The sequence below is a fragment of the Pedobacter borealis DSM 19626 genome (assembly GCF_000708285.2).
GTDB classification, from domain to species: Bacteria; Bacteroidota; Bacteroidia; order Sphingobacteriales; family Sphingobacteriaceae; genus Pedobacter; species Pedobacter borealis.
Genome location: NZ_JAUG01000068.1, coordinates 1 through 26,877, shown reverse-complemented (window position 1 = coordinate 26,877; position 26,877 = coordinate 1). Strand labels below are relative to the sequence as shown.

The 26,877-nt window shown below is 39.2% G+C and carries 18 protein-coding genes and 1 pseudogene; 1 reads left to right on the top strand and 18 read right to left on the bottom strand.

All coding sequences use genetic code 11. The features are described 5' to 3' along the window. The 17 genes from AW17_RS16760 to AW17_RS16680 form a co-directional block, all read right to left on the bottom strand. Window positions 1-231 (bottom strand): carboxypeptidase-like regulatory domain-containing protein (locus AW17_RS16760; RefSeq protein WP_157280341.1); only part of this gene is annotated, 231 nt, incomplete at its 3' end. A 21-nt stretch (window positions 232-252) separates the two neighbouring features. After that, window positions 253-1,587 carry a TlpA disulfide reductase family protein gene (locus AW17_RS16755; protein ID WP_029278365.1) on the bottom strand — a complete coding sequence of 445 codons (1,335 nt, stop codon included), beginning with the start codon at window positions 1,585-1,587 and terminating at the stop codon, window positions 253-255. Between the two features lie 67 nt (window positions 1,588-1,654). After that, a complete protein-coding gene (locus AW17_RS16750; protein WP_051691907.1) occupies window positions 1,655-2,902 on the bottom strand; it encodes a TlpA disulfide reductase family protein in 1,248 nt (415 codons plus the stop codon). A gap of 53 nt (window positions 2,903-2,955) precedes the next feature. After that, entirely contained in the window at window positions 2,956-4,167 is a 1,212-nt protein-coding gene (locus AW17_RS16745) for a TlpA disulfide reductase family protein (protein WP_167343692.1), read from the bottom strand. A 16-nt stretch (window positions 4,168-4,183) separates the two neighbouring features. Beyond that, window positions 4,184-6,232 carry a carboxy terminal-processing peptidase gene (locus AW17_RS16740; RefSeq protein ID WP_083488744.1) on the bottom strand — a complete coding sequence of 683 codons (2,049 nt, stop codon included), beginning with the start codon at window positions 6,230-6,232 and terminating at the stop codon, window positions 4,184-4,186. Window positions 6,233-6,251: 19 nt separating this feature from the next. After that, complete coding sequence (locus AW17_RS16735; RefSeq protein ID WP_051691905.1) at window positions 6,252-7,463, bottom strand: TlpA disulfide reductase family protein; 1,212 nt, start codon at window positions 7,461-7,463, stop codon at window positions 6,252-6,254. Window positions 7,464-7,491: 28 nt separating this feature from the next. Then, on the bottom strand, window positions 7,492-8,397 hold the full coding sequence (locus AW17_RS16730; RefSeq protein ID WP_029278357.1) for a TraB/GumN family protein: 906 nt from the start codon (window positions 8,395-8,397) through the stop codon (window positions 7,492-7,494). 14 nt (window positions 8,398-8,411) lie between these two features. Continuing rightward, window positions 8,412-10,445, bottom strand: a complete 2,034-nt coding sequence (locus tag AW17_RS16725) for a carboxy terminal-processing peptidase (RefSeq protein WP_029278355.1) — start codon at window positions 10,443-10,445, stop codon at window positions 8,412-8,414. Between the two features lie 141 nt (window positions 10,446-10,586). After that, window positions 10,587-11,867, bottom strand: coding sequence for a TlpA family protein disulfide reductase (locus AW17_RS16720; protein WP_051691904.1), 1,281 nt, complete (start codon window positions 11,865-11,867; stop codon window positions 10,587-10,589). A 45-nt stretch (window positions 11,868-11,912) separates the two neighbouring features. Next, a complete protein-coding gene (locus tag AW17_RS16715) occupies window positions 11,913-13,667 on the bottom strand; it encodes a RagB/SusD family nutrient uptake outer membrane protein (RefSeq protein ID WP_051691903.1) in 1,755 nt (584 codons plus the stop codon). Between the two features lie 24 nt (window positions 13,668-13,691). Beyond that, complete coding sequence (locus AW17_RS16710) at window positions 13,692-17,147, bottom strand: TonB-dependent receptor (protein WP_167343691.1); 3,456 nt, start codon at window positions 17,145-17,147, stop codon at window positions 13,692-13,694. Window positions 17,148-17,395: 248 nt separating this feature from the next. After that, complete coding sequence (locus AW17_RS16705; protein WP_029278349.1) at window positions 17,396-18,544, bottom strand: FecR family protein; 1,149 nt, start codon at window positions 18,542-18,544, stop codon at window positions 17,396-17,398. A gap of 76 nt (window positions 18,545-18,620) precedes the next feature. Continuing rightward, window positions 18,621-19,217, bottom strand: a complete 597-nt coding sequence (locus tag AW17_RS16700; RefSeq protein ID WP_029278347.1) for an RNA polymerase sigma factor — start codon at window positions 19,215-19,217, stop codon at window positions 18,621-18,623. 213 nt (window positions 19,218-19,430) lie between these two features. Then, on the bottom strand, window positions 19,431-22,376 hold the full coding sequence (locus tag AW17_RS16695) for a M16 family metallopeptidase (RefSeq protein ID WP_029278345.1): 2,946 nt from the start codon (window positions 22,374-22,376) through the stop codon (window positions 19,431-19,433). A 22-nt stretch (window positions 22,377-22,398) separates the two neighbouring features. After that, the gene (locus AW17_RS16690; protein ID WP_029278343.1) at window positions 22,399-24,261 is read right to left on the bottom strand and encodes a M61 family metallopeptidase; all 1,863 of its coding nucleotides are present in this window, start codon (window positions 24,259-24,261) and stop codon (window positions 22,399-22,401) included. 22 nt (window positions 24,262-24,283) lie between these two features. Continuing rightward, the gene (locus AW17_RS16685) at window positions 24,284-24,691 is read right to left on the bottom strand and encodes a hypothetical protein (protein ID WP_029278342.1); all 408 of its coding nucleotides are present in this window, start codon (window positions 24,689-24,691) and stop codon (window positions 24,284-24,286) included. After that, window positions 24,688-25,197, bottom strand: coding sequence for a hypothetical protein (locus tag AW17_RS16680; protein WP_029278341.1), 510 nt, complete (start codon window positions 25,195-25,197; stop codon window positions 24,688-24,690). The genes AW17_RS16685 and AW17_RS16680 overlap by 4 nt, the downstream gene beginning before the upstream one ends. A gap of 266 nt (window positions 25,198-25,463) precedes the next feature. Here AW17_RS16680 and AW17_RS24490 point away from each other — a divergent pair, with 266 nt between their 5' ends. Continuing rightward, a complete protein-coding gene (locus tag AW17_RS24490) occupies window positions 25,464-25,808 on the top strand; it encodes a hypothetical protein (protein WP_167343690.1) in 345 nt (114 codons plus the stop codon). 39 nt (window positions 25,809-25,847) lie between these two features. Here AW17_RS24490 and AW17_RS23770 read toward each other — a convergent pair. Beyond that, window positions 25,848-26,502 (bottom strand): annotated as a pseudogene (locus tag AW17_RS23770) (DUF932 domain-containing protein). Between the last annotated feature and the right edge of the window lie 375 nt (window positions 26,503-26,877).

Sequence of the window (26,877 nt, the reverse complement as noted above, 5' to 3'; positions counted from 1 at the left end):
GGGGATGCCCGTCATTTCAAAACGACCTTCGGCATCTGTAATGGTAAAGCTTACCAACGACGAATCACTTCTTTTAAGGATGGTGATCGTTGCACTGGCAATAGCTTGTTGTTTCAGCGCAGTGTCTATCACCATACCTTTTACAGACCCGTTCTTTTGTTGTGCATAAGTTGTAGCAGTTGCAAGCAAGAAAAAGAAAAGCAAATAACAATGCCGCATTATCGGATTCATAAATATCTTACTGATTAAACACTATTTTTCTAACAATTCTTTCAACTTCTTTTCTAAAGCATCGCCTCTTAGATCCCGACCAATAACTACGCCATTGGGATCCAGCAAAAAATTTCGTGGTATCCCATTAAAAATGCCATACTTCATAATTGCTACCTTACCACCATCAAACACATTTAGCCAATTGCTTCGCTCTTCTATAATAGCATTTTTCCATCTTGTTTGATTTGTTTTCTCCGCCACCGAAATGGCCAAAATAGTGAAGCCTTTGTCTTTGTATTGATTATATGTTTTTCGCAATTGAGGAAATTCTGCGCGACAGGGAGGACACCAATCGGCCCAAAAATCAATTAGTACATATTTCCCGCGTAGCGAGGCGAAATTGAAGTCATGCCCAGAAGTATCAGGCAAAACAAGATCAGGTGCTCTTTTACCAACTTCTGTAACTCCGGCTGCAACTAAATACATCTTCATCTTTTTTGCACTGTTATATGCTTTTATTTCAGGCGAAAGCTGCTGATACAAGGGATATTGAATATCGTACTTGTACTCCTTTGTAAAGCCTCCTATATTAAATAGTGCCCACAAAGCTAGAGGCGAATTAAAATTGCTTTTTATATACGGAATTAAAACATTGTAATTCAAAGCACTATCCATACCACCATTAAGTAAGTGACAGTCTTTAGCATATTTTATAGAGTCCCTTATATATTCTTTGATGCCGTATGCGCTGCCTACTTTCCCATTTGTGTATACCTCCATAGCTACGCCCAATTTTGCTGTATCTTCTGCTAAATAATAAGTGGAGTCGTCATTTATAGCCTTTACCTGCTTCGATAGGTATTGATAATCTTTATTCCATTTAGCAGCCTGACCGCTTGCCTGCGTACTGCTTAACGTTTTGTTAGATTGAAGTGTTACCGTGCCGGGTATGAGATAGAAATCATATACATTTACTTCCTTATCAAACCGATCGTCACTCGCTTTACCTTCTCCTTGCAAATTGATTACAGTTGGCTCGGAAAGGGTACCACTAATGGTATATTTCCCATTGTTAACATTAACAGTTGTGCTTTTCCCAAGATAAGTCGCTACTATTTTCCAGATTTTCGGATTACCTTGTATAGTTCCAGTAATTTTAAAGGGCTTTGATTCTGCCGCCTGCGCAAGCACAATGCTTGTGCAAGTCATAAGGCTGAAAAAGAAAATCGACTTCATCACTTTTTTCATTGGAATATAATTTGTTTTTAGTGGTAATGAAGCTATCATGAGCATATTCATCTCGGTTTGTGAGTGTTTGCTCATGATGGTTTCATCAGTATATAATTTGTTTTTTATCAGAGATGAAGCTATCATGAGTTTTATTCATTGTGTGTTGCGAGTGTAAACTCATGATGGTTTCATTTATTTTTATTAGTATTGCCTATTTATCAAACAGTTCTTTCAATTTTTTCTCCAAATCACCTTCTCCTACAAAATTGCGCCCAATAATTACCCCATTAGGATCGAGTAAAAAATTTTGAGGAATAGACTCTATGCCATATTGTTTCGCCACGGCTCCTTTTTCATCAAACATATTCGGCCAAATAAGGCTGCTCTCTACAATCATTCGTTTCCATTTTCCTACATTTTCAGCGGTCATTTTAGTTAGGGTGGTTACGCCCAAAATAGTGAAGCCTTTGTCTTTGTATTTACTGTAAACATTGCGTAATTCCGCAAACGTTGCACGGCAGGGGCCACACCAATCTGCCCAAAAATCTACCAATACATATTTTCCTCGTAAAGAAGAAAGAGACAGCTGTTGTCCCAACGTGTCGGGCAATGTAAAATCAGGGGCTACTTTTCCTAGCGCTAAAGCATTGCTTTGATCTAGTAATTGTTTAAATTTTTTTCCCATGCTCAATGCTTGCACTTCGGGAGAAAGCTGCTTAAACAAACTAGATTGAAGATCATAATTGATTATATTTTTAGATTTCATATTGTTTTCTCCCCCCAAATTTACCAAGGCCCACAATCCCACTGGTGAACTCGGATACTTTTTTATATAGGGTACTAAAATATTTTCAGCCAAATTAGTTTCCATTTTATTCGTCATAATAATTTCCCCTGTTTTCTCATATTTTATGGAATCCCTGATATATTCTTTTGGGCCATAAGAAACCGCCCCTTGCCCCCTTTTATATAGTACTAGCTTAAGATGCAAATCAGCATATTCGCCCGACGCTAATTTGTTAACCGCTTTTTCATTCAGCGCTATCTGATCTGCCATGTCGTGATAATCTTTATCCCATCTGGCACCACTACCGCTTACTTGCACATTCCCCAATGTTTGGTTCGACTGGAGTACCACATTTCCCGGTACGAGGTATAACTCAAGCCTATTTGCTTTATAATCAAAATCAACAGTGCCCTCTTTACAATAACCATTCAAAACCATAATGCAAGGTTCGGTAAGGATACCGCTAATGGTAAACTGCCCGTTTTGGACATTTGCGACTATAGGCAATCCTCCAAAATTAGTTGGATTAATAGCCACAATCTGATTGATTTTCGGATTGCCTTTTATTGTGCCTGTAATTTTAAAGGGCTTGGGTTCTGCCGATTGCGCAAACACCATGCTGGTGCAAGCCATCAAGCCGAAAAAAAGAATTGCCTTTATTATCTGTTTCATCTATTTATTGTTTTATGAACGATTTTATAAAATTATTTTATGCTTAGTATGCCCTATTCCCCAAACAATTCTTTCAATTTTTTCCCCAATTCTTCGCCCCGTAAATTAACTGCAATGATGACGCCCTTGGGATCGAGTAAAAAATTTTGAGGAATGGACTTTATGCCATATTGCTTTCCTACTGCTCCTTTTTCGTCGTATACATGCAACCATTTGCTTTTCTCTGCTACTATGGCTTGCTTCCACTTCAATGGAGTTGTATTCATATTCACCGATACTCCCAATATCACAAAGCCTTTACTGCTATATTGGTTATTTGCCTTGCTTAAATAAGGAAACTCTGCTCGGCAGGGGGCACACCAATCGGCCCAAAAATCAACCAATACATATTTCCCCCGTAAAGACTCTAAAGACAAGCTGTTTCCTAAGCTATCTAGCAAGGTAAAAACGGGCGCAGTTTTACCTATTTGTATGGCATTGTTCAGTGCTAATTTTTTTTGAAACAGTTTTGCGCTGCTCAGTGCTTTTACCCCAGGGGATAGTTTCTCAAATAGAGGAAATTGAACATCATAGATAATCTCTTTTCGCGGTCCTCCTATGTTTTCCAGCGCCCATATAGACAATGGCGATTCGGGATGTTTTTTTATATAGGGTATTAAAGTACCATGAACTAGTGTGCTATCTAATATACCTGCATTAAATGCATGCGATATTTTAGCAAATTCTATAGAATCGCTTTTATATTCTTTAGGGCCATAACCGGTAGCTCCCTTTCCTCTTTTATACATCTCTATTTTGGTGAAAAGATTTTGAACATCAATTGAAAGCTGAAAGTTTGCTTTTTGTGTAAGCTTCGCCTGCTTTGTCAAGAAATGATAATCGTTATCCCATTTAGCACCATCACCACTAGCGTGTACATTACCTAAAGCTTTGTTCGATACAAGCACTGCATTGCCAGGTGCGAGGTATAGTTCGTAAGTATTTGCTTGATAATCAAAATCAGCATCGTCTTGTTTGCCATAACCAGTTAAAGTCATAACCACAGGTTCGGTAATCTTGCCACTAATAGTATACTGCCCGTTTCGTACATCTGCTAATATAGGTTCTCCTCCACCTCGAGCATTATTAGCCGCCTCAACCCGGCTAATTTGCGGATTGTCTTTTATTGTGCCGGTAATTTTAAAGGGCTTGGGTTCTGCCCATTGAGCATGTACAATGCCTGTACAAGCCATTAGGCTAAAAAATAAAAAAAGAACCCGCTTCATTATTTGTGTCATTATTTTATAAACTAACTTTTATTATTTCTAAAGCAGCATCTGCTGCAGTGCTGATGTGAAGATCTGTGTTAATCTTATTTAAGAATTCTTCCTGTGCTTTGGCACTCCCTTCTCCCAATACACGCACTGATAATTTTGTTTTCAATTTCTCCAGCTCCAGCGATTGATTGAAACGTGTGCCCATTTCTTTTCTAAAAAAACTATATGTTGTCCAATTGAGCGAAACAGGTTCTTTATCTGCTTTTTTCAACCAAGCTTCATTTTCTGCTATTTGCTTATAAATAGCGTTGTTGCTTACCTGTGCCTGCATGTTCTTTTTTGCAGATTCTAAATCGAACCCAAAATTCCATGCCGTATAATTTATAGGTGCTATACTATCCCTATGAAGTGCATTTTTTTGTGCAAATTCTATTTCTGAATCGTCGTAGCGGGTTTCTGGAAGAGTTACATCAGGAGTTACACCTTTTTGCTGTATAGAGCGTCCAGTAACACTATAATATTTCATAACGGTTAAGGTCAATTCCCCAAAATTTTCTTTTCTTTTAGCAGACACTTCTTGTTTCCAGGATTGATTCTCCTCTACTTTAAACATATAGTTACCTGTGCCTTTTCCGGAGGTAGGCGAACCCATAACTAGCCCCCTGCCATAATCTTGCATAGCGAGGGTAAACAAATCGCCACAGGAAATCGTGTGCTGGTTGGCCAATAACACCAATGGCCCTTTAAAATTCATGTCTGCAGTATTGGTGTTATATACCTCCACGGCACTTTTTTTTCTTTTAGCCTGTATAACGGGACCTTGGGGCAAAAACTCAGACAACGATTTAATACAGCCATCCAAATCACCGCCACGGTTGTTACGCAAGTCGATAATAATAGAAGATACTTTTTCGGCATTTAACAGCTGCACCGCTTGTGCCATATCATGGCCAACATCTGCCGTTTTACCAGCATAAAATTGCGGTAATAGAATATAGCCTATTTTTTGCGTATTTTTTTCGATTACAGCGCTTTTTACCAAGGCCGTGGTTACTTTTGTAATGGTCCGCTTTAGTGTTACTGAATAAGTGCTGCCATCGGCCCTTTTACAGCGAAGGGTTAATTCTGTGCCGTTGGCACCTTCAAATATTCGCTTCAAAAAACCTTTTGTATAGCCAGCAATATCTTCGGGGTTACCATTTGCTTGTTTTACAGTTAGAATAAAATCGCCCACTGCCATTTTTCCCGACAGTTGCGCCGATCCATCAGGTTCCAGTTCAACAATCCGTATCAGGCCATGATGTTGATCTGTTACTACGCCTATTCCAGATATTGTACCACCCATCAGGTTTGCATACAACTCTTCTCCTACGGCATCAAAATACATGGAATGCGGATCCATGGCAAGGCAAAACAACCCCATATACCAGCTCAGGTAATATTCATGATCCATCTTATTTAATAAACAATACCAAAGACCTGTCATTTTTTTCTTTACCGCAACACGAGCCTCTCCTTCCAATTCGGCAACAGTTGAAGTAATTCCTTTTTGCTCCCGCTCTTCCTTCAGGCTGTACATTTCAACTTCTGTTTCCCAAGTAAGCCACTGCTGCCATCTTTCCAACTGTTCTTCTTTGGTTACAGGAAATGTTGCGGGAGCGGTAGAGAGAAACTGGTCTTGCCGGTTAAGGTCAAGTGGCTTGCTCAACAATTGGGTAATAATTATAGCCGATTCTTTTAACCGCTTTCTATATAAACGCTCTGCCTCCGCAAAAAAACGAACCTTAGCACCATTCAGTTCATCATCCAAACTGGTTTCGTATTTTTTGAGTTCCTCCACATCCTTTTGTAAAAAAACAGCATGCCATTTGTCTAAAGCTTCGACATATGTGGTAAATAATTTTTTAGAAAAAGTATCATCGAAACTACTATACGCATAATGATTCGTCTTCACAATCCGTGACGACATATGGACAATGGAATCGAACCTTACCAACTCTTTCCGAGTTTGGGCATCGACAGTATCGCACCTTATAAAAATCGTCAACAAGAGAACAGAAATGATGTATTTCATTATTTAGCCTAATATGTTTTTATTTTCCAAGCAGCGTTTGCAGTTTTGCTTCCAGTGTATTGTCTTCTAGTGTTCTTGTAATAATCGTTCCATCGGCAGCAATTAAGAAATTACGGGGGATGGAACCAATCTGATAAAGCCTTGATATATCGAACTTGTTGTCCCTTACCTGAAGCCATGGCATTTTATCTTCTCCCACCGCCTTTAACCAGTCGGCCTCTTTTTCATCAACCGATATGGCTAAAATTTCAAAGCCTTTAGCCTTATACTTCTCATATATTTTTTTTAGTGAAGGGTTGGCGCCACGACAGGGTCCACACCAACTGGCCCAAAAATGTACCAATACATATTTGCCTTTAAGCGATGATAGCGAAAAGGGTTTACCGTTTACATCGGGCAAGGTTATTTCAGGGGCTTGGGTACCTTCTGCGGTTTTGGCCGCTTTAGCTAGTATTTCACTAAAGTTCTTACCGCTATTATAGTTCTTTATTTCGGGCAAGAGCAGATCAAATAAAGATTGTGTGAGCTTGTATTCTTTGATAACTTTATTAGCGATTACATCCGATACAATGCGTAAAGCGAACAATGAAACCGGCGAATTAGGATTTTTACGAATATAAGGGATCAATACACTGTCTCTTAACCGCTGTGCCTGACCTGGGTATGCTTTATTATCGATGTATTCCATTGTAGCAGAGTCGCGCATATAACTATCGTGGCTATATGGCGGTGCTTGATTAAGTTTTACTGCCTTTTCGTAGCGAGTGGCTCTGCCAGAGTATTTCAGAAATTGTTCGGCCCAATATTCAGTTGAATCCTTACTTGTCTTCCACTCTTTCAACAATACATTATAATCTTTGTTCCAAACACTTCCATCACCAGTTACGTTCATATTGCTAAACAAATTAGACGTGGTAATATTCACCATACCATTGGTCAGAAAAAGATCTGCCTGATCGGTTGCACTTCTCCTCCTTTGAGAAGTTGGTTTGTATTCTATCCAAATAATAAATGCCTGCGGTTCATCGATGGTTCCGGTAAAACTATAACCGTTGTCACTAACCTCGGCTGTATCGGTTATTTGCCTTCCCTGACTATTATAACGCAGAAATACTTTGTTTACATCAGACATACCCACAAGGCTGCCATTGATTTGAAACAGTTGGGCTGTTTGGCCTTGTACAAGCGTACTGGCTAAAACAAACAAGGCAATCATAAGCTTTCCTTTCATATGCTGATTCTTATTTTATGTTTACCAATCATGGTTTATTCGGCACCCCTTCTACTGTATATCCTCGTCTGCGTAACAGGGGAACCAGCCCTTCTTTACCAAATAAATGAGCACAACCTACGGCCAGAAATACCTGATCCGTTTTCATTTTTTCTATTAAACGGGTTGTCCAAAGATTGTTTCTCAGTACTAAAAAAATATAGTTAGATCTACTAGGTACATCTGGTTTAAAAATGCTGTCTAAAGCAACCATTTGTTGTGATAGATATAGATCCATTATTTTATAAAACCTATTTTTATCAGGGTGTTCGGTATCAGCAATGGCATTCAGCACGCTTTTTGCCTGATCTTTATAAGGAATACTATCATTAAAGCTTAGTTGCTCTTTTGCGCTAGAAATACCACCAATTTTAATCTTAGAAATCTTTGCCATTTCTGTTAGCTCATTCTCTATACTAGTCCTCTCTGTACAATTTAAAAAATCAGTACCTATTTCAGATTGCAAGATAACAGGCTTCAGGGTTTGCGCTTCTTCCCAAGGAATTCTAACTTTTTTCTCAACAAAATAGCGTTTAATCGTTTTTAGTTGTCTTTTGGTTACCAGTTGCGATAAGGTAGTATCGTGCCGCATTTTACTATACATCTGTGATGCAACAATCTGCTCCGCCACATTCGCTTTGTTAATTTCAAACAACACTTCTGTACACGATTGCATGGCTTGTTTTAAACTAGGTGTAAGTACTTTAGATGCCTCCTCTTTACAAATAATATGTATAGTTCCAAAAATATAGGATGGTTTGGTTAAGCCATTACCCGATATCTTCCACAACATGGCATTTGCATCTGGTTTACCATCAACAACCTGTGCCGATGCAGAAAGCTTTATAATGATGAAGCAAAGCAAAAAAAAGCAAGCTCGTATTATCTTTATCATAGTTTTTTAATTGTTTATTTAGTTTTCAGTATTTTCAAAGCGGCTTCTGCAGCCGTACGAATGTAGAGATCGGTACTAATATTGTTTACAAACTCTTCTTCTGCTTTAGCATTTTGGTTGGGTAGTAGTTGCACAACCATTTTATTTTTTAGTTTACTCAGTGCCGCCGATTCTTTTGTACGCATGCTTTCTTCCTTTTGCAAAGTGCTATATTCTTCCCAGTTGAGGGAAATAGGCTTCTGCCGCATTTGCTTTAACCATTCTTCGTTTTCTGCTATCCGTTTATAGGCGACGTTCTGGTCGACTTCCTGCTGCATGTGTTTTCTTACAGATTCTAGATCAAATCCAAAATTCCAGGCAGTGTACATTGTAGATGGGATACTATCGCCGGCAATCGGGTGCTTTTTTTCTATTTCTTTTCTTCCAGTAAAGTCGTGATAATCTGGCAACGAAACATCAGGTGTAACCCCTTTTAATTGCACCGAACGGCCAGTAACACTATAATACTTATCAGCAGTAATCCATAGTTTTCCAAAATGGGATTCTTTGCCGTTTGAAGGGGCTGAATACTGAACTTGCTCCTCTCTCAATTGTATATCATATTGTCCCACTGTTTTTCCAGCAGTAGGCGCACCCATAATCAAGGCACGATTAAAATCTTGCAATACCATCGTAAACATATCGCCACAAGAAATAGTAGCCGTGTTTACAAGCAGTACCAATGGACCACTGAACTTCATACCAGTTCCGTCTATAAATTTAACCTCTGGTCTCTCGTCTTTTTTTCTAAACTGAAGAGCGGGACCATTGGGTAAAAACTCACCCAAAGTAGAGAGACAGCCGCTTAGTGTCCCCCCTACATTATAGCGTAAGTCAATTACAATCGCATCTACCTTCTCCTTGTTTAATCGTTGTACCGCCATCATCATATCAGTCCCAACATCATTTTTTCCTCCATAAAAGGCGGGCAGAATAATATAGCCAACTTTTTTATCCTGTTCTTCTATTACAGCCGTGTTAATTAAGCTTCCTTTTTGGTTTACAAAAGCCCGCTTAAGTTTTACAGCATATTTTGAGCCATCTGGGCGCATACAATTCAGTGTAACCTTAGATCCCTCCTCACCCATAATCGTTCTGCGAACAAAAAAGAATTCATATCCCAAAATATTTTCGGCTTTGCGTCTGCCATCCTTTACGCTAATAATAGCATCACCTACTTTCATTTGGCCCGATTGTTCGGCCGGGCCCCCAGGGGCCATTTCTGTAATGCACATAATGCCCCCTATATCATTCAAAGTAAAGCCAACACCACATGTGGCCCCCCCCAACCCTGCCTTACCTATCAATTCTTCTTTCGCATCCTCGTATCTAGAATGCCCATCTAAAACCTGACAAAACTGTAACATGTAATTACTAAAATAATCTTCATGATCCATTTTTGTGAGATAGCAATAACTACTGCCTGCTAATCTTTTTCTTACTGCCTCACGTGCCTTCCGCTCTAATTCGGCTAAAGAACACTTTACTTTCTCCCCTTGGCTTTCTTGCATCGTAAACATTTCTCGCTCTACATTCATGATGAGCCATTTATGCAATCGTTCCAACTGCTCATCTTTACTTGCCGCATAGCCTATTGGTAGGCTATACACCTCATGCCTGGTAAGGTCTATTGGCTGACTCAATAATTTTGTCCAAACTAGACTCGCTTCTTGCAATCTCTTTTTAAACAAACGCTCTACCTCGGTACAAAAACGAACCGGAGCGCCATTGAGCTCATCATCCAAACGAGTTTCGTATGGTTTTAACCGATCAACATCTTCGGCTAAAAAAACAAGTTTGCCCCCATCTAGCGAGGTTAATACATCAGTAAAGAGGGTTTTTGAAAAAACATCATCAAAACTGCTATATTTATAGTGCATTTTTTGAGTAATTCTGCTCGCCATATGGGCAATAGAGTCAAACCGAGCTAGTTCTTTCTTAGATTGGGCACGCAACATGGTTGCACCTGCACAAATGCTGATGATAAAAAGTGAAATACGAAATTTCATGTTTAAATGGATTATTTTTACTTGCGAACGGACATAACAATAGCCAGTTCTATCTTCCGCTCCGGCCCATCTATTATGAGCCAGAGCAAAAGATTAAAACTGCTTTCATCCCGTAATTACGAAGAAAGTGATAATTAATACCTACAACCCTTTATCAATGGCAGTTTTTAATTTGCTATCTACATTTGGAGAATATCCCATTTCGTAGAATACAATTTTTCCGCTTTTATCAATCACAACATGTGTAGGGAAACCGGCTACTTTATAGGTATTGGCCAGTTTAAATGTATTGGCAACAATGTGGTATTTAAATGCATTTGATTTTAAAAATGCGTTGATCATCTCTTCACTATCATTACAAAGTGAGATAAACTCGACATCTTTACCCTGGTATGCATCAACCAGTTGATTTAATTGCGGCATTTCCTGTATGCAAGGTTTACATTTGGTGAACCAGAAATTCAATACCACTACTTTTTTACCCTTGTATTTCTCCAAACTTACATCGGCACCGTTGATATCTTTTGCCGAAAAATTCTCTGCCTTTTGGCCAAGCATTGATGAGGTTGACGTAGTGGTTGACTCATTAGTGGTCAATTTTGCAGTACCACTGCCACCACCTACCCCGTCGGCAGTTGGTGCCGTCATAGTTACTGCATCCCCCCTGTTACGCTTTTCTTCTAAAGTCGACTTACGAAATACTGCGGCTTTAATTAAGCCGTTATCATCGCAATAATTGACGTTGGTATAATCCTTACCATTCATATATTTAATGTACTTAGGGCTTTGAGTTCCATCAGGCAAAAGTACGGGTATGAGTTTTCCCTTCTCATCAAAAAAAGCTACCCGCCCAGCATTTAATTGTGACTGCCCTTGTTTTAGAACTGGCATTTCATGCAAACCTTTTATTGCATCTTCTTTTTTCAGGTTAACATCAAAGTCAATAGGTTCATAAGTACCTGGTTTACTTAAATCCAAACCGTTCGGATCAGGACCGTCTACTACCCATAACCCCTCTTTTTTCCTTGCGTTTCTTCGTGCCTCTTTTTCCTCTGCTGTAGAAGTGCGCATTAGCCCCAGCACAACTTTATTTGGCTCAACCGGATTTATGTAAGGGATTACAATATTATCTATCAGCGGTTCAAACCCGATCAGCATATCTGCAGCCATCGTTCGGCCATCTATCATAAAGGTATTTCTGTTCGTGGCTTTAGTTGCTGCGAAACTTTTAGCCTGTTCGGCTGTAAGTTTAAACGGATCAAGCGGCACTAAATCTTTCAGTCTTTCTTTTAATATTTGAGCAGGCAAATCATCAGGGCTGCCCTCGCCAGCAAGAGGGTTGTTACCCTGCGCCCATAGGTTTCCACTCCAGATAAAAAGGAGTGCGGTAAATGCGAGAATAATTAAATTTTTCTTTTTCATGTTTTTTAATTTTACAAATTCTAGCCATATCAGGCTATGATTTATTTATTTCCATTCTGGATTTTGTACCAGTTTGGTATTTAGTTGCAGTTGTTCAGGAGGTATTGGGAATACATAGTATTTGGGTGTAAAGGTTCTACTAAACTTTACCGTATTACTATTAGGCGTAAATACAAACATTGGGGGATCCCAAGGCATTGGCCCGGGTACTTTAGCGCCGTTGGGGCAGTCGTATACATCCTTTATTACACCCGGGCCAATCTGCCACCTTACAATATCGAACCAGCGCAAACCTTCGCCAGCCAGCTCCACCCTTCTTTCCCGACGTACCAAATCACGCATAGCAGTTTGGCCAGAATGGGTACCCGTATTTACCTCTGGCATAAATACACGACGCCTTACCTTGTTAATGGCTTCGTACACCGATTGGTCTATTTGTCCAGCTTCTATCTTGGCTTCGGCATAGGTAAGTAACACTTCAGCATAACGGATAACAATAACATTGCCACCAGTGTTGTTTAATTGGTTAAGACCATAGCTGGTTTGCCAATAATCATTCAACACTTTCAGGTATTTTTTCATATTATAACCGGTGGGTGAATTAAAAGAATCACCTTTATAATTGCCTGGTAATAAAGGGTATCCATTACCATTACCACTACCCCCACCTGCAGGTATTGGGCCACTACCACCAACAATGATCGGACCACCACCAATACCACCGCCGCTAGGTGGAGCGGGAGGCGTAATCGGATCAAATAAAATACCATTGTACAACAAGCCAGGTCTTATAACGGTGGCATCTAAGCGTGGATCTCTGTTTTGATAGGGCTGCTGTGGATCGTAACTGGCATCCAGATCAATCGTTAATCCATTCATCGTTTCAAAAGCATCTACCAGACTTTGGGTAACGCACACATTACTGTTTCCTGCGGGGAAAATGGCTAAATCGGCCAATGTAGACTTTGGATAATACGTAGACATATACTGTGCATCCAGAATTACTTCCTTGTTCATCGAGCTGCTTTCAAACTGCGGGCGGAACATATCTTCGTAATCGGCATACAAACTATAGTTAAACGGCGCTGTCATTAACTGATTACACGTTGCAATACAATCATCGTATTTTTTAGTATACAATTCAATACGGGCTTTCAAGGCGAGGGCAGCTCCACGAGTAATATGTCCTTTCTCGCTATAGTCTGTATATTCAACCGGTAAATCGGCAGCGATGGCGGCCAACTCTGCCAATACAAAATTGGTAGTGGTTTCTTTGCTAACCTGTGGCTGCACACGAGACTCCTCAATTGTTTGCGTGTGCAAAATTAGCGGTACATTACGAAAAAACTGCGCTAACATGAAATAACGGTAAGCTCTTAAAAAACGAACCTCAGCCTTGGTCCGCTTTAAGTAGTCTGTATCAATAATACCAGCCTTTACGCCGTCAATATGCTCTAAAAACCAGTTACAGTTATTAATTACAGTATAATCAAAAATACCCGTAAGACCGCCAACTACATAGGTTACAAGAGGATTATAGGTACCTGAGGTAAAGGGTTCATAGATTGTTGAAATGTTTCGGTTTACTAGATTATCGGTAAAGCAATCCCTTAAAAGAAGCGAAGCTCCGCTCGGTTCCCAATCTTTATAGCAGCCATTAAGAGCAGCTTGTACATCACTCTTCAATGACCAGACCGTTTTATCTGTATAATTAGCCAAGGGCGCAATATCTTGTAGTTTAGTGCAGGCGCCCGATCCTAACAAAATCAGCAGTAACCCGAATGTGTATTTCTTTTTCATTTTTTGTTTGATTTAACGGGTGAATTAAAATTGAACATTTAAGCCAAATGAATGAAGTGTAGGTGATGGGTAGTTACTCATCGTAGCCATCCCGTATGTAGTTGCTGGATCTAGCCATTTCCAAAAATGCGGCGAAAACGTTAGCAGGTTACTGGCCGAATAAAATACACCGCATCCCTTCAAAACTGTGTTTTTGAAAATCTTCGGATTTAAACTGTATTGGACACTTACGTTTTGTAAGCGTATATAATCAGCATTTCTTAACCAAAAGTCGGATGAAACCGCTTGTGGGCTATTTTGAGTATTATAAGCCCAGGCACGAGGAAACTCGTTGGTTGGATTGGTTGGTGTCCAACGATCCCAAAAAGCAGGGGAAGCCTTATTTGTCCAATCGCCAATAGATCCCAAGGCCGAGCCAATATTTACTTTTCGGCCAGCCGAACCGCTAAAGAACAGATTCAACTCAATCCTTTTCCAAGAACCACTTAACCCCAGTCCAAAGTTCTTAGAAGCAATGGAATTTCCAAGGTATACAACATCCTTGGGTGTTATAACGCCGTCGCCATCCTGATCTTTGTATTTGATATCGCCCGGTGCTTGATGAATAACCGGATCGGCGAATTTGGCCGATTTATCAACTTCATCCTGCGTTTGATAAATCCCTTCGCTCTGCAAACCAAATATAGAACCATAAGCGTAGCCCTCAAGATTCTCAGTTTGAAAAGTAAAAGTCGGCGAATTTGTTTTGAGCAGATAGTTTGTAATCAGATTTTTATTGTAGCTGAAGTTTCCTTTTACTGACCAAATAAATTCTCCTATTCTATCTTTGTACGAAGCGATAGCTTCTACACCCCGGTTACGCATAGAGCCTACATTCTCTGCTGGAGCACTGCTATAACCATAATTTATAGGTGCCAGTAGGGTTAATAAGATATCGTTTGTTCTTTTATCATACAGTTCTACTGTTACGCTCAGTTTATTTTTGAGCATAACAGCGTCTAAGCCTATATTCCTAATGGTTGTTTTCTCCCATTGAATGTTTGGATTACCAGGAAGCCCTGGAACCAGATACGGCTGCAGCTGGTTATTAAAGGGATAATTACCAACAGTTAACCTGGTTAAGTAGGCAAAATTACCGATAGAATTATTACCTAATTTGCTCCAACTAGCTCTGAGCTTTAAAAAATCAAACGTTTTTAACAAACTTGGGGAATCTCGAAAAAAGTATTCGTTCGATATTATCCAACCAGCCGCAAAAGAGGGAAAAATACCCCATTGTTTATCTGGCGAAAAAACGGTAGTAGCATCGCCACGCAAAGTAGATTCAAGATAATATCGGTCGGCATAGTTATAAAACACCCGACCAAATGCCGAACGTTGTACAGTTTCGGAAGGGCTACCTTGCAGCGTTTGCTGATCTGCCGAAGCCAAGTCGAGTGATTGAAGGGTGTTATTTAGCAGGTTCTGCTTTCTTGCAAAAATATAGCGACTATTACCTACACTCTCTGAAGCACCGGCCAAAACACCAATCAAATGATTGCCTAATATTTTTTGATACGAAGCCGTTATTTGTGGCGTAATACCTATATTGGAACTTACATTTTCGATATAGAAGTTTGTGAGCTGCGAGTACTGTGGATTTACAACCCAGGGAGAACCAGCAGGTCCATCAAAATAGGAGTCTAATCTTGCCCCAAAGGTTTGATAGTTATTGGTTCCATAATTAAATCCAATAAAGGGCTTAATCACTAGGTCTTCAATAGGCGTCCAAGTAAGACCTAAGGTCCCATTCACGGTGGTGCTGCTTGCTTTATAAAAAGACCCTGCGTTTAACCATGCTAATGGGCTTATTTGATTCGTAGAGCTATACGCCCCATTTGCAAATTTTACAGGTACCATAGGTGATATGTGATAGGCATTTTCAAAAATTTCACCTACGTATCCAGAAGCTCCACCTGATTCTTGGGCAGGTGCATGGCTAAAGTTGAGCCCTGTTTCTATCTTTAGCTTTTTAAACGGATTGCTTGTTAAATTAATACGGGTGCCGTAGCGTTTACTATTTGTCCCTTGTAAATTACCATCTTGATTAACATATTCAAAAGAAATCCTATAGGTGCTATTGGTATCCCCACCAGAAATGTTAAGATTGTGCTGCTGCTGCACACCAGGTTTTTGATAAAGCAAATCCACCCAGTCTGTATTAGGATAGTTAGGGTCGCTACCATCTTTGTATTTCTGAATCTCTTCGTCTGTAAAGCGATGTAGGGCACGCGAGGGAGTAGAAGAAAGACCAAAACCACCACCACCTATAAAGATACCGCCGTTTCGGATGCCTTCATAATCAATTGATTCATTTACCAAAACCGCCTGCTGCCAGGAAGGTAAAAATTTGGGCAAGGTGTTCATCTGTTGTATACCCACGTTGGTTTGATAATCGAGTGTTACTTTGCCTTTATTTCCTTTTTTGGTGGTTATTTGGAGAACGCCATTTGCTGCACGAATACCATAAATGGCAGCTGCTGCATCTTTTAATAAGGTAATGGTCTCTATATCTTGTGGGTTCAGCAAGTTCATATCGCCTTCAATCCCATCTACCAAAACAAGTGGCATACTGTTGCCAAAATTAAAATTGTTGAGATTGGTATTGTTAAAAGGAGATGGTGGAGATCCAGGACTACCTGCGTTAAGCTGCCCGGGAGCTAGTCCATTCGATCTTCCTCTTGTAATTAAATCGTAATCGAATTTACCGGGCTGTCCGCTCCGGTTTACAACATTTAACCCTGAAAGGCGGCCTGTTAATAAGTCGGCTACACTGGTTGCATTAGGTACTTTTGCAATGTCCTTACTATCAATGGTAGCAACAGCACCAAGAATATCTTTCTTCTTTTGCGTACCGTAGCCAACTATTACTAATTCGTCCATTGGCATTACTTTACGCACCATCACAATGGCAATGGTTTCAGTTGCTTTTGCAACATATTCTTGCAACTCATAACCTAAATAAGAAAACACTAAGATATTTGAGGTATTCTTAGGTATAGGTAAAGTAAAATTGCCCAACTGGTCGGAAACGGCGCCAAAATCTGTGCCCTTTATTTTAATTGTTGTTCCTGCCAATGGTTTGCCATCCTCGTCTAAGGTTTTACCCGTAATGATAATTGGCGCTAGTTTTTTAGAAGATACTTGTTCTTCCTTTCTTTTAATCATTATTGTTTTATCAGAAACCTTATAAACTAAAGGTTGGCCTGCAAAACAAAGCTGAAGTACCTTTTCCAAACTTTCATTGTTAAGTATAATACTTACAGGTTTGGCACCTTTTAAGTCATCAATAGAATAGATGAGGTCATAGCCACTTTGCTTACTGATCAATTTCAGTACTTTATGCAGAGATGACTTGTTCTCATTCAAAGTAATCTGCGCCTTTGTTGAAGCGCTTACCTGAAGCAGAAACACCGTCATTATGAGTATGGTTAATTTCATAATCCGAAATACTTGAATGGGAATACCGACTATTCGGTTCCCAGTCACTTTTTCAATAATTTTCATTAATTTTGAGTGTTTGGTTTTGTCACGTTGTGCCTATTGAACTCAATAGCGTTCAAGAATACTTCGTGGTTACGTTGATTGTTTATTTCCCTAAGAATTAAATAAAACAGTGCCGAACATTTAAAACGGGGGTAGGTCGAAGCACTCCCGTTTTGCTTTATTTCACTGCCATTGATGTATAATTATGGTATAACAGTTACCCTCCTTCCTTCAATTTTAAAGTGAGCAGCTTGGGTAAATGTAATCTTGTCCAATATCTTCGAAATGCTATCCTTACGGCTAATTGAGCCTGCAAACTGTTTATCTTTTACCTCGCCTTCATATACCACCTCTATGTTATACCAGCGCGAAAGCTTCCGCATAATGCTCTCAATGCTCTCGCTATCAAAAATAAACTTGCCATTTGTCCAGGCAATCACATCATCAACAGCTACTTGTTCTACTAAAATTTTTCCCGTTTTCGACAAAATTGCCTGCTCACCTGGTTTAAGAATGGTATTACCATTTAAGCGCACAGAACCTTCCAACAAAGTAGTTCTAGTATCCACTTCATCGGTATAATTATTGATGTTGAAGTGTGTACCTAAAACCTCCACTTCTTGGCCTTTTGACATTACCTTAAACGGTTTCGCTTTATTGTGGGCAACCTCAAAATAAGCTTCCCCAGTAAGCTCCACTTTTCGTTCTTTACCAAAAGAAGTCGGATATTTTAGGACTGAGGTAGAATTTAAAAATACAATGGTTCCATCAGGCAAACGTACACGTGTTTGTTCCCCCCGTGTAGTGGTTAATGTATTATAAGTTAAATTTTTGTTTTCATCTGCAGTAACTTCATAAATGATTTCGCCATTTGCTGTTTTAGAAATTTTTACGCCGGCCTGAGTAGCTATATTTCCAGCCAATGTATTATTGATCAAAATTTTCTGGCCGTTAGCTAAAGTCAATGTAGCACCCTCTTTTCCTGGAGCGATATCATTTTGATAAACGATTTCCTTATGGTCATTGATGTTGCTACTATTATAATAAAAATAACCACCAACCATTACGGCAAAAGCGATTGATGCAGCTGCAACTATACGAATACGAGGCCATAATTTTCTGGTCTTGACTGCTTCTATCCTAAATTTAATCCCATCAAAAACCCTTTTTGGCAATGCTGGAAGGTCAACCTCTTCGAGCGTTAACTTTTCGAATTCACTGGTTACCATTTCTTCTAATAGCTCACGCTGATCAGAATTAAAATATTGCATTAACTCCTTTACCTCTTCCAATGAGCATTCATTGAGAAGGTATTTATTGAACAGGGCAATAAGTTGTGCTTGATTTTCCAATTTCTGTTTGTTTTGTCCTAATACGGACGAGAAATTGATTTCATCTGCTCAATGTGAAAATAATTTTAAAAAAATATTAAGAAATTAATATTGAAGCTAATAAAGCCACCAATGCAATATTATTTTCATCGAAATAACATCTCAAAGATTTGGTAGCCTTTACTACATGGTCGTTAATGGTGGAGGTTGAAATACTTAACAACTCGGCAACTTCCTCATAGCTTTTCCCTTCTAATTTAATGAGCGTATATATCCTTTTGCGCTGTGGAGGTAGTGTATCTAAAGCCCTTTGTACAATGAGTTTACTTTTAACATCCATATCTTCCAAATGCTCAAAAGGATAATAGAATTCAGTATTTTCGACAATAAATTTTTCTAGCATTTGTCTATCGAGCGCTGCCTTTCTAAACAGGTCAACTACCATGTTCTTAGCAATAGTGTATAGGTAAGATTTAAATGACTTCTGGTTATTGAGCGTTTCTCTTTTCTCCCATATTTTCACAAAAACATCCTGTAAAAGTTCTTCGGCAAGGGCAGTATTTTTTACCAATTGCAGTATTTTCCGATAAATCTTAGGACTGTAAATCAAATACAGCTGTTCGAATGCATACTCGTCCCCTTCTCCTAGTTTAACCAGCAATTCTTGTTCATTATGAAGATGGCGCGGGAGCATAAAATTTATTTTAACTTTAATATACGAAATTTAGAATGCCAATAATAATTAATTTTTCTTACTTTTTAAGTAGGCATTGGCTTAGTCCAGAAAAAGAACATAAAACTGCTCTTGTATATTAAAATGTAAAAGTCTCCTCCCACCGTAGGCGAGAGAAGACTTGCATGTGCAAAGGTAAATTTAAAGAGGTTATAAACAATAAGGTTGCATTTTTTAATACCCGAACAACGCCTCCAAAGTCAACTTTTTTACATCTCCATATTTTTTTAAATTATCGCTTTCCACAACTTCTTTTGACCCGAGAATGCAATAAGCATACTTTTTATGGGCGATGTATTTATTTGCAAAAGCCTTCAAATCACTGTAGGTTAAAGTCTTCAATCGTTCATAGATTTGTTGACGGTAATCGGTTGTAATCCCTTTATTCTCTAACAACAAATAAAAATCGAGCAACTTCTCTTCTGTAAAGCGCTGTGTTTCGAATGACTTTAGCAGGCTCATCCTTGCATTTTTTATTCCATCCTCCGAATGAGGCAGGTCATTTAACAGAGAGTCCATTCCACTAATAGCCTCTTCCATTTTATCGGCTTGACAACCAATAAAGGCTTTCATCAGGTACGGATCGCTTTTATAAACTGGTGTTTGAAATGATGCAGAGGTTGAATAAGCAAGTGCTTTAGACTCTCGCAACTGTTGAAAAACAATCGACCCCATACCATCACCAAAATAACTATTATAAAGATTTACGGTGGGTTGTAGCGAAGGCTGATAACCAGGTATATTCCTGAGCCACTGTATTTGCGTTTGCAACATATCAAAATCGGCTGCATACACTTCGTTTTCTTTCTGTATACGACGCTGGAAGTTGACCGCCAAGGCCGGAACCGGGCGGAAAGTTGCTGGCATATGATGAGATTTTTTTATTTTTTGCGTAATGTTCTGCAATGATTCTGGACCATAATAAGTAATAAAATGTTGATAATTACTAAGTTGGTGCAAGAGCTTAACCAATGTAGAAGCATCCAACAAATCGGGCTGCAAACGACCTGCTTCGTTAAATGGATTTTTGGCTCCATAAGTGGCATAGCTCACCAAGCCTTTCATCAATGCGTCTTTCGATGTTTTTGCATCTATTCTTTCCTTCTTTAGTTTTTCCTTCAGCTTCTTCAAGCTTTCCTCCGTTGGTTTACAATTGGCTAATAAATGCTCCAACAATGCTGTTGCTTTGTCAAAATTTTTCTGGATGCCGGTAATAACAATTGCAGTACTTCTATCGCCCACCCGGATAGAATATTCGCAAGCTAATTGGTAAAATTCTTTACTGATCTCTTCGCTCGAATATTTATCTGTACCCAATAAGCTTAGGTAATCTACAGCAAGCGGTAATAATTTCGAATTCCAGCTTCCCATATCAAACCGGTATTGCAGTTCGAAAAAACCGTTCTCCTTATTTATTGTATACAATAGCCTTGCATTATTTATTTTGCTATGTGAAATGGCTTTGTCAAAATTTACCCATGCCGGTTTTGTTGCAAGTACAGAAACAGCATCCAGTCCTTTTGCATACGCAGACCTTTCGGTTTTATTAATTGTAATAGGTGTAATTTTTGGTTTCACAATTTTTGCAACAGAAGCCTGTTTCCCTTTTCGTTTATAGATAATGGCATAATTGTTGGCAAATACTCGGTTAGCATAATCTACAATGTCTTGTTTGGTAACCGAATTCATGACCTCTAAGAAAGCAGCTTCGTTGTTCCAGGTTTGGCATTGGTCGGTAATAAACCCTCTTTCCAATGTCATTACTGTAGCCATATTATTTCTTTTAGACATGGCTACCTCGAGTTCCATATTATTTTTAATGGCTGTTAAAAGCTGCTCATCAAAATCGCCATTCTTTACTTTTTTAATTTCCTGCCATAATATTTCTAAGGCCTGATCGGCCGATTGACCAGTTTTGGGTACTGCTACACCTAAAAGGGTGGTATACTTTTGATAGGTACCCAATAGCTCTATGGCTGCCATTTGCATTTTTTGTGGCTTATTGATATTGATATCGAACAGGCCAGCTTTACCATTAAAACATAATTGAGAAAGCAGATTAATCAACAACTCATCTTTACTGCTAGGGCCTTTAAAAGGAACACGAAAAGCGAGTACGCCTACTTCTGGTGTGGGGCTGATAATTTCCTTTACAACCGAAGAAGTGAAATCGGGTTCTGTGGCTTGTCGAAATTCTGGAAACTTACCCGGCCGCATGTAAGAAAAATATTGGTCTATTTTTTGGATCACTTCATCAGCATCAAAATCGCCCGATAAGATCATCCCCATATTATTGGGTACGTAATAGGTATCGTAATATTTTTTGATGGCTGTTAAAGAAGGATTTTTTAAATGCTCGATGGTACCAATAGTGGTTTGCTGTCCGTAATTGCTGTTGGGATACAGAATAGAACTAATGGTTTCGAACATCCTAAAATCATCACCATCCAAGCCTTTGTTCTTTTCTTCGTACACGGCTTCCAATTCGGTATGGAAAAGGCGGAAGATCGGATTGCGAAAGCGTTCGGACTGTACCTTTAGCAATTTATCCAATGCACCTGCAGGTATATTTTCATCATATACAGTAGCATCAAATTCAGTGTGCGCATTGGTACCCTGCGAACCCATTTCTTTCATGACATTGGTATATTCATTGGCAATCGCATATTTAGAGGCAATGCCCGAAACGGAATCTATCCTTCGGTAAATGGCTTTCCTTTCTACTTCATTGGAAGTATGATTATAATTTTCATATAATTCCTGAATTTGATCAAGATAAGGTTTTTCTTTTCCCCAATTGAGGGTTCCCAATTTATCGGTTCCCTTAAACAATAAATGTTCCAGATAATGTGCAAGCCCTGTATGGTCTGCCGGATCGTTATTGCTTCCGGTTCTTACTACCATTTTGTAGATTACACGGGGTTCTTTTTTATTTACATGCAGCATTACCTGCAAACCATTTTCTAATGTATAAAACCGTACTTTCTCGGGATCGTTCGTTACATAGCGATATTTGTATTTACCTGTACCAGCTTCCTTCCAGTTATATTTATTCTGAGCAGAAAGATTGCTAGAGAAAACACATAATAACATGTAAAAACATGCTATAAATTTTTTCATAAATTTTAATCTCTTTTAATTATTATTTTTTTAACCAGGCATTTTGTACGGTGCGTTGCAAAGACGTTAGTTCGCTTTCGTTTATCAACTCCATTTTATAATAGCTCTCTACGGTTTCCTTTAGCGACGAAACGGGCGCAGACAACTTGATTTCTTGTATTTCACCTGCATCGTTTTTGCGTCTTACAACAACAGTCAATGCGTCGCCTTCTTTTATTTTTCGTTTTATTTTATCAATTTCTTCACTATAATTAGCGGAAGTAATAGCCACTTCGTTTATTTTCACAATCTCATCCATCAATTTGTACTGCATGGCCTTACCAAAAGCATCCATATTGCTTGTATTTACAATATTAACCCTGCCTCCGCCAAGAGAACTTATACTGATATTACCGATAGAAGCCACCTCGTTTTTTATATAATCGTGATAAGATACCCCTGCCAAGGCAAAAAATTCGGTGTAGGGTATCGGCGTATTGCCAGCTACATATTTATTAAGGAAATCTTTTACTTCGGGAAAACTAAACGCGGCGATTTCATCAAACAAGCGATCATCCTCAAAATATTTATCGCCTCCGAATTTTATACCCAAGTCATGTTTCAAGTTAGTTAAACCATAACGCCCTTTAGAAAGATGCAGCAGGTAAATATCAAGGCAAGCATTAATTAACGCTCCTTTTTCATAAACATTCGGATATTGATCGGCATAAGTGGTTGCTACTTCTTTACTCATGGCCGTAAACGAAAGACTATCGTTAAATTGTTTTTTCGACCTGATGACTTTTGTTGATAGCACTTTGAAAAACCGATCAGCTGTTATTAAACCCGATTGAACCTGCACATGATGCGCATCGTATTCTGTTGACCCTTCGTATAACCACAAATGTTTTGACAAAATAGGTTCCTGATAATTAAACTCCCTAATTTCTTTAGAGCAGATGGACAATGGTGTAAGGATATGAAAAAACTCATGAGCTGATACGTTGGTCATAATCACCTTTGCAGTAACCTCATCAAGTTGTGGAAATGCGTAAAATGAAGAATAGCTATGTTCTAAAGCGCCAGATACCGTTTTCGGATTTACCTCATCATTAAAACTATAGAGAAAAGCATATTTTTTTACAGGCAATTCTCCACTAAGATATGCCTGCGTAGCGGCAAGTAAATTCTGCATCGCTTTGGCTAAAGTGGTAGCTTGCACCTTTTTCCCAGGCGAATAAACAGACACCAATACCTGCGTGCGACCAAGATTTACACTCACTGTATCGGGTTTGCAATACATAATTGGAGAATCATACAATTCATGCACAGATTTTAATTGAAACAAATCGCTACTTGCTGTACTGCTTGATGGTATAAGTGCGGTTGATCCGTAAAAGCCCAATGGTTTTTGAAACTCTACCTCAAATGGTAATTTTTCCAATTGATCGAAATAACCAAAGAAGCCAGGAGTGTTAATTACATACTGTTTGTTTAATTCGATATTAGTACCGCCCATAGGATAAATTTCTTTACCCTTGATATTTGTATGCCAGGTATCCTGCACTACATAGGTAATCTTATAAAGCTTGCGGGCATTGCCAATTTTCCAAGCATTTACACTTTTATGTTCAACTGTTAATTCCTTCCCCGTTTTATCAAATGCCTTAAGACTGCTTATAAAGCGGCCATAATCACTAATGGAGTAAGTTCCTGGAATTATAGCAGGAAAAAAATACTCAATACTAGGCTGGTTGATTGCAGGAGTTAATAATTCTACCTGAAGGGTAGAGTTAGATACCTTGGTAAGGTCTATTTTATACTGATATTTTGACTGGGCAAAAAGATTGAGGGAGTTTGCTGTTACAAGAACAGTAAACAAAATAGGAAATAATAAACGCTTCATGAATTTAGGTTATGTGCTGGCTTTAATTTGTTGCGGCTTTTTTAACAGTTACAACATAAGAGTTTGACATACTCGTTTTTTGCTGTCCATTAGGTGTCGAAAAAGTCTGTTGTCCACGAGAAATACTCGTACTTTCGCTCACAATCCCAGTGGTTCCATCCACTGTAACCTTACCACTGCCGTTAGATAATCCCGTAATTTTAAATTCTCCCGATTCTTCCGTTCCCTCAGGCACGCCATTTGTAGCCATTTTGTTAATTACGTCGATATAAATTTTGTTACCCTCCATTCGGCTAATGGTATAATTAATATCAGTACTAGTTGTTATTCCTTGCTTATTAACAGAGTAATTTTTATCCCACTTTAAACCTGCTACCGGTTTTTCATCAGGAATTCCTCCCCCAAAAAAGAATTCAAAATCTCGTTTCAATATGTCGTCACTTTGGAAAAATAAATTAACTGGCGGATCGAGATACTTTGTGGTTTTGTCTGCACTGTGTCTTTTATAGCGCGTTCCTTAATGGCAATTACCTTGCGACTGTTGGCATCAACGGTACAAACATAACTTTGCCCGATTACTTTTTTTACAGCCTCTCCCATGTCTCCATCCATATCTTCCTGTTTCTGAGAATCGAATACTATTTCTCCCTCAGTTCCAGGAGAAGTAGCTTTAAACTTGATACCGCCGAAAGTACGTTTAACTTCATAAGTACCATTACCCACTGCCAATATTTCATAAGTATTTTTCAATATAGTTTCCGTATTCGTTTCAGATGCGTCCCCATCCGGATTCATATCCTGACGGTTGCTGCTTATTTTTAGTTCGTGATACCATTTATCACCTACCTTCAGATGTAATTGAAGTGCTTTTTGTGCCATGGCCGAAAAGGCTGTACATACAAAAAGAATTGTCATTATAGCTTTGTTACTTTTCATAAAATTAATTAAGTGTATTGAACAGGGCAATAGATTGTGCTTGATCTTTCAATTTCTGTTTGTTTTGTCCTAATACGGGCGAGAAATTGATTTCATCTGCTCAATGTGAAAATAATTTTAAAGAAATATTAATTTCTTGTAACCTCGGATAGTTGACGAAAATGGCTTTTATAGTGTTTCTTGGTACGGGCTATTCGGTGCCCGTAGTTATAAACATACGTGTTAATGTTGTTTTTCTTTATCCATGGGGGAGTAAATTGTCGGAAGTGGAAATCAACAAACAGATCGCTTCAATCTATGCAATTTCTAACGGACAATTCATTTTTGACCGCTCCTTAAACGCTTTGAACCTGCAAGAAAATCGTAAGGAGAAACCCATATTAGCGGCAGCTCTGCTCAGCAATAAACCCACCGTTACCCTGCAAATCTTCAGGCTTCATTTTACTAATATTTTTAGTAAAAAAAATCTTTACCCCACTATTCAAAATCTTTTCCTACTCTTTGTGCATATAAGCGCCCGCTGCTTTCGTGAGCTAAAAAAACGGCCAGCCCCAAGGCCGACCGCTATCAAATTAAATTCTCCTAATTCAACGCATCCGCCCCCATCTTAGCAAAGGCCATGCAGAGATCAAAAGCCGTTTGATTATGCTTCAAACCTGTACCGTACAAATGGATTTAAACTTGCTTTCATCATCTTTATAATTCCTTAAGTTTTGATGGTACCCCGTAACGGCATTATAAGCCCCGAACAAAGTACCTTTTGTAGTTTCCATCTGCTGCGTGGGGCTGCTTAAAGCATATTCCAAAACCTGCTCCAACGTGTTTTGGTACAAAGTAGAAAGTCCGTCCTCGTCGCCTTTCCGTACCGCCTCCAAAGTCTCACGATTCGGTGCCACAGCTATCTGTATCAACTGCTTTAGGTATTTATCGGTAATTTTTACCCTGCTCCAACGGTTAAATACTTCCTCCATCTTATCTGCCAATAGATTGGAAATCCCAAAAGTTTGTGCGCTTCCCTTAACCTGTCCATCGCTCCCGCCGTATGCTTGATGCGCACACAACCCGTCAGGCTCTTCATTGCTACATTCAAGGTATTTTGGCAGCAAATGCGGATCGGTGTAAACGCAGCAGTTATACTTCCACTCCCATCATGGTGGTTGAAAGAAAAAGGTATTTTTCTATACAGTCGTTCCGTCCCACACGGATATAATCGGGCAGTTTAGCCGTGATAAATGTACGTTCACCTTTGCCAAGACAGCCCGCAGTTTCATATTTTGCTTTAAGCCGTGGCGCATCCTGCGCCATGCGGGGCCCTAGGGCAGTGGGTGGGCTTCTACCGTTTAAATTCTCCATGGGCTATTAATTTTATTCAGTCGGCAGGAGCCTCCTGTCCTTTTGATAAGCCCCTCACCTGATTACAATCCTGTTTTCAAGACAAGGCTCTGTCGAAAAAAAACCTCGTGAGCTGAAAGCTCACTGGGAAGATTTTTTTCGAGCAGACCCCGCACCCCACTGGTCAATGTCATTAAGTTAAGTACTATGCCGTTGTCAGTCTGAGCTTGTCGAAGACCTTTCTATAGTCGAAAACGAAAAAACATTTGTCCTTCGACAGGCTCTCCGTAGGAGTCCTTTGGACAGGATGACAATGTTTTTTGTTTTCTCCTTAACTTAATGACATTG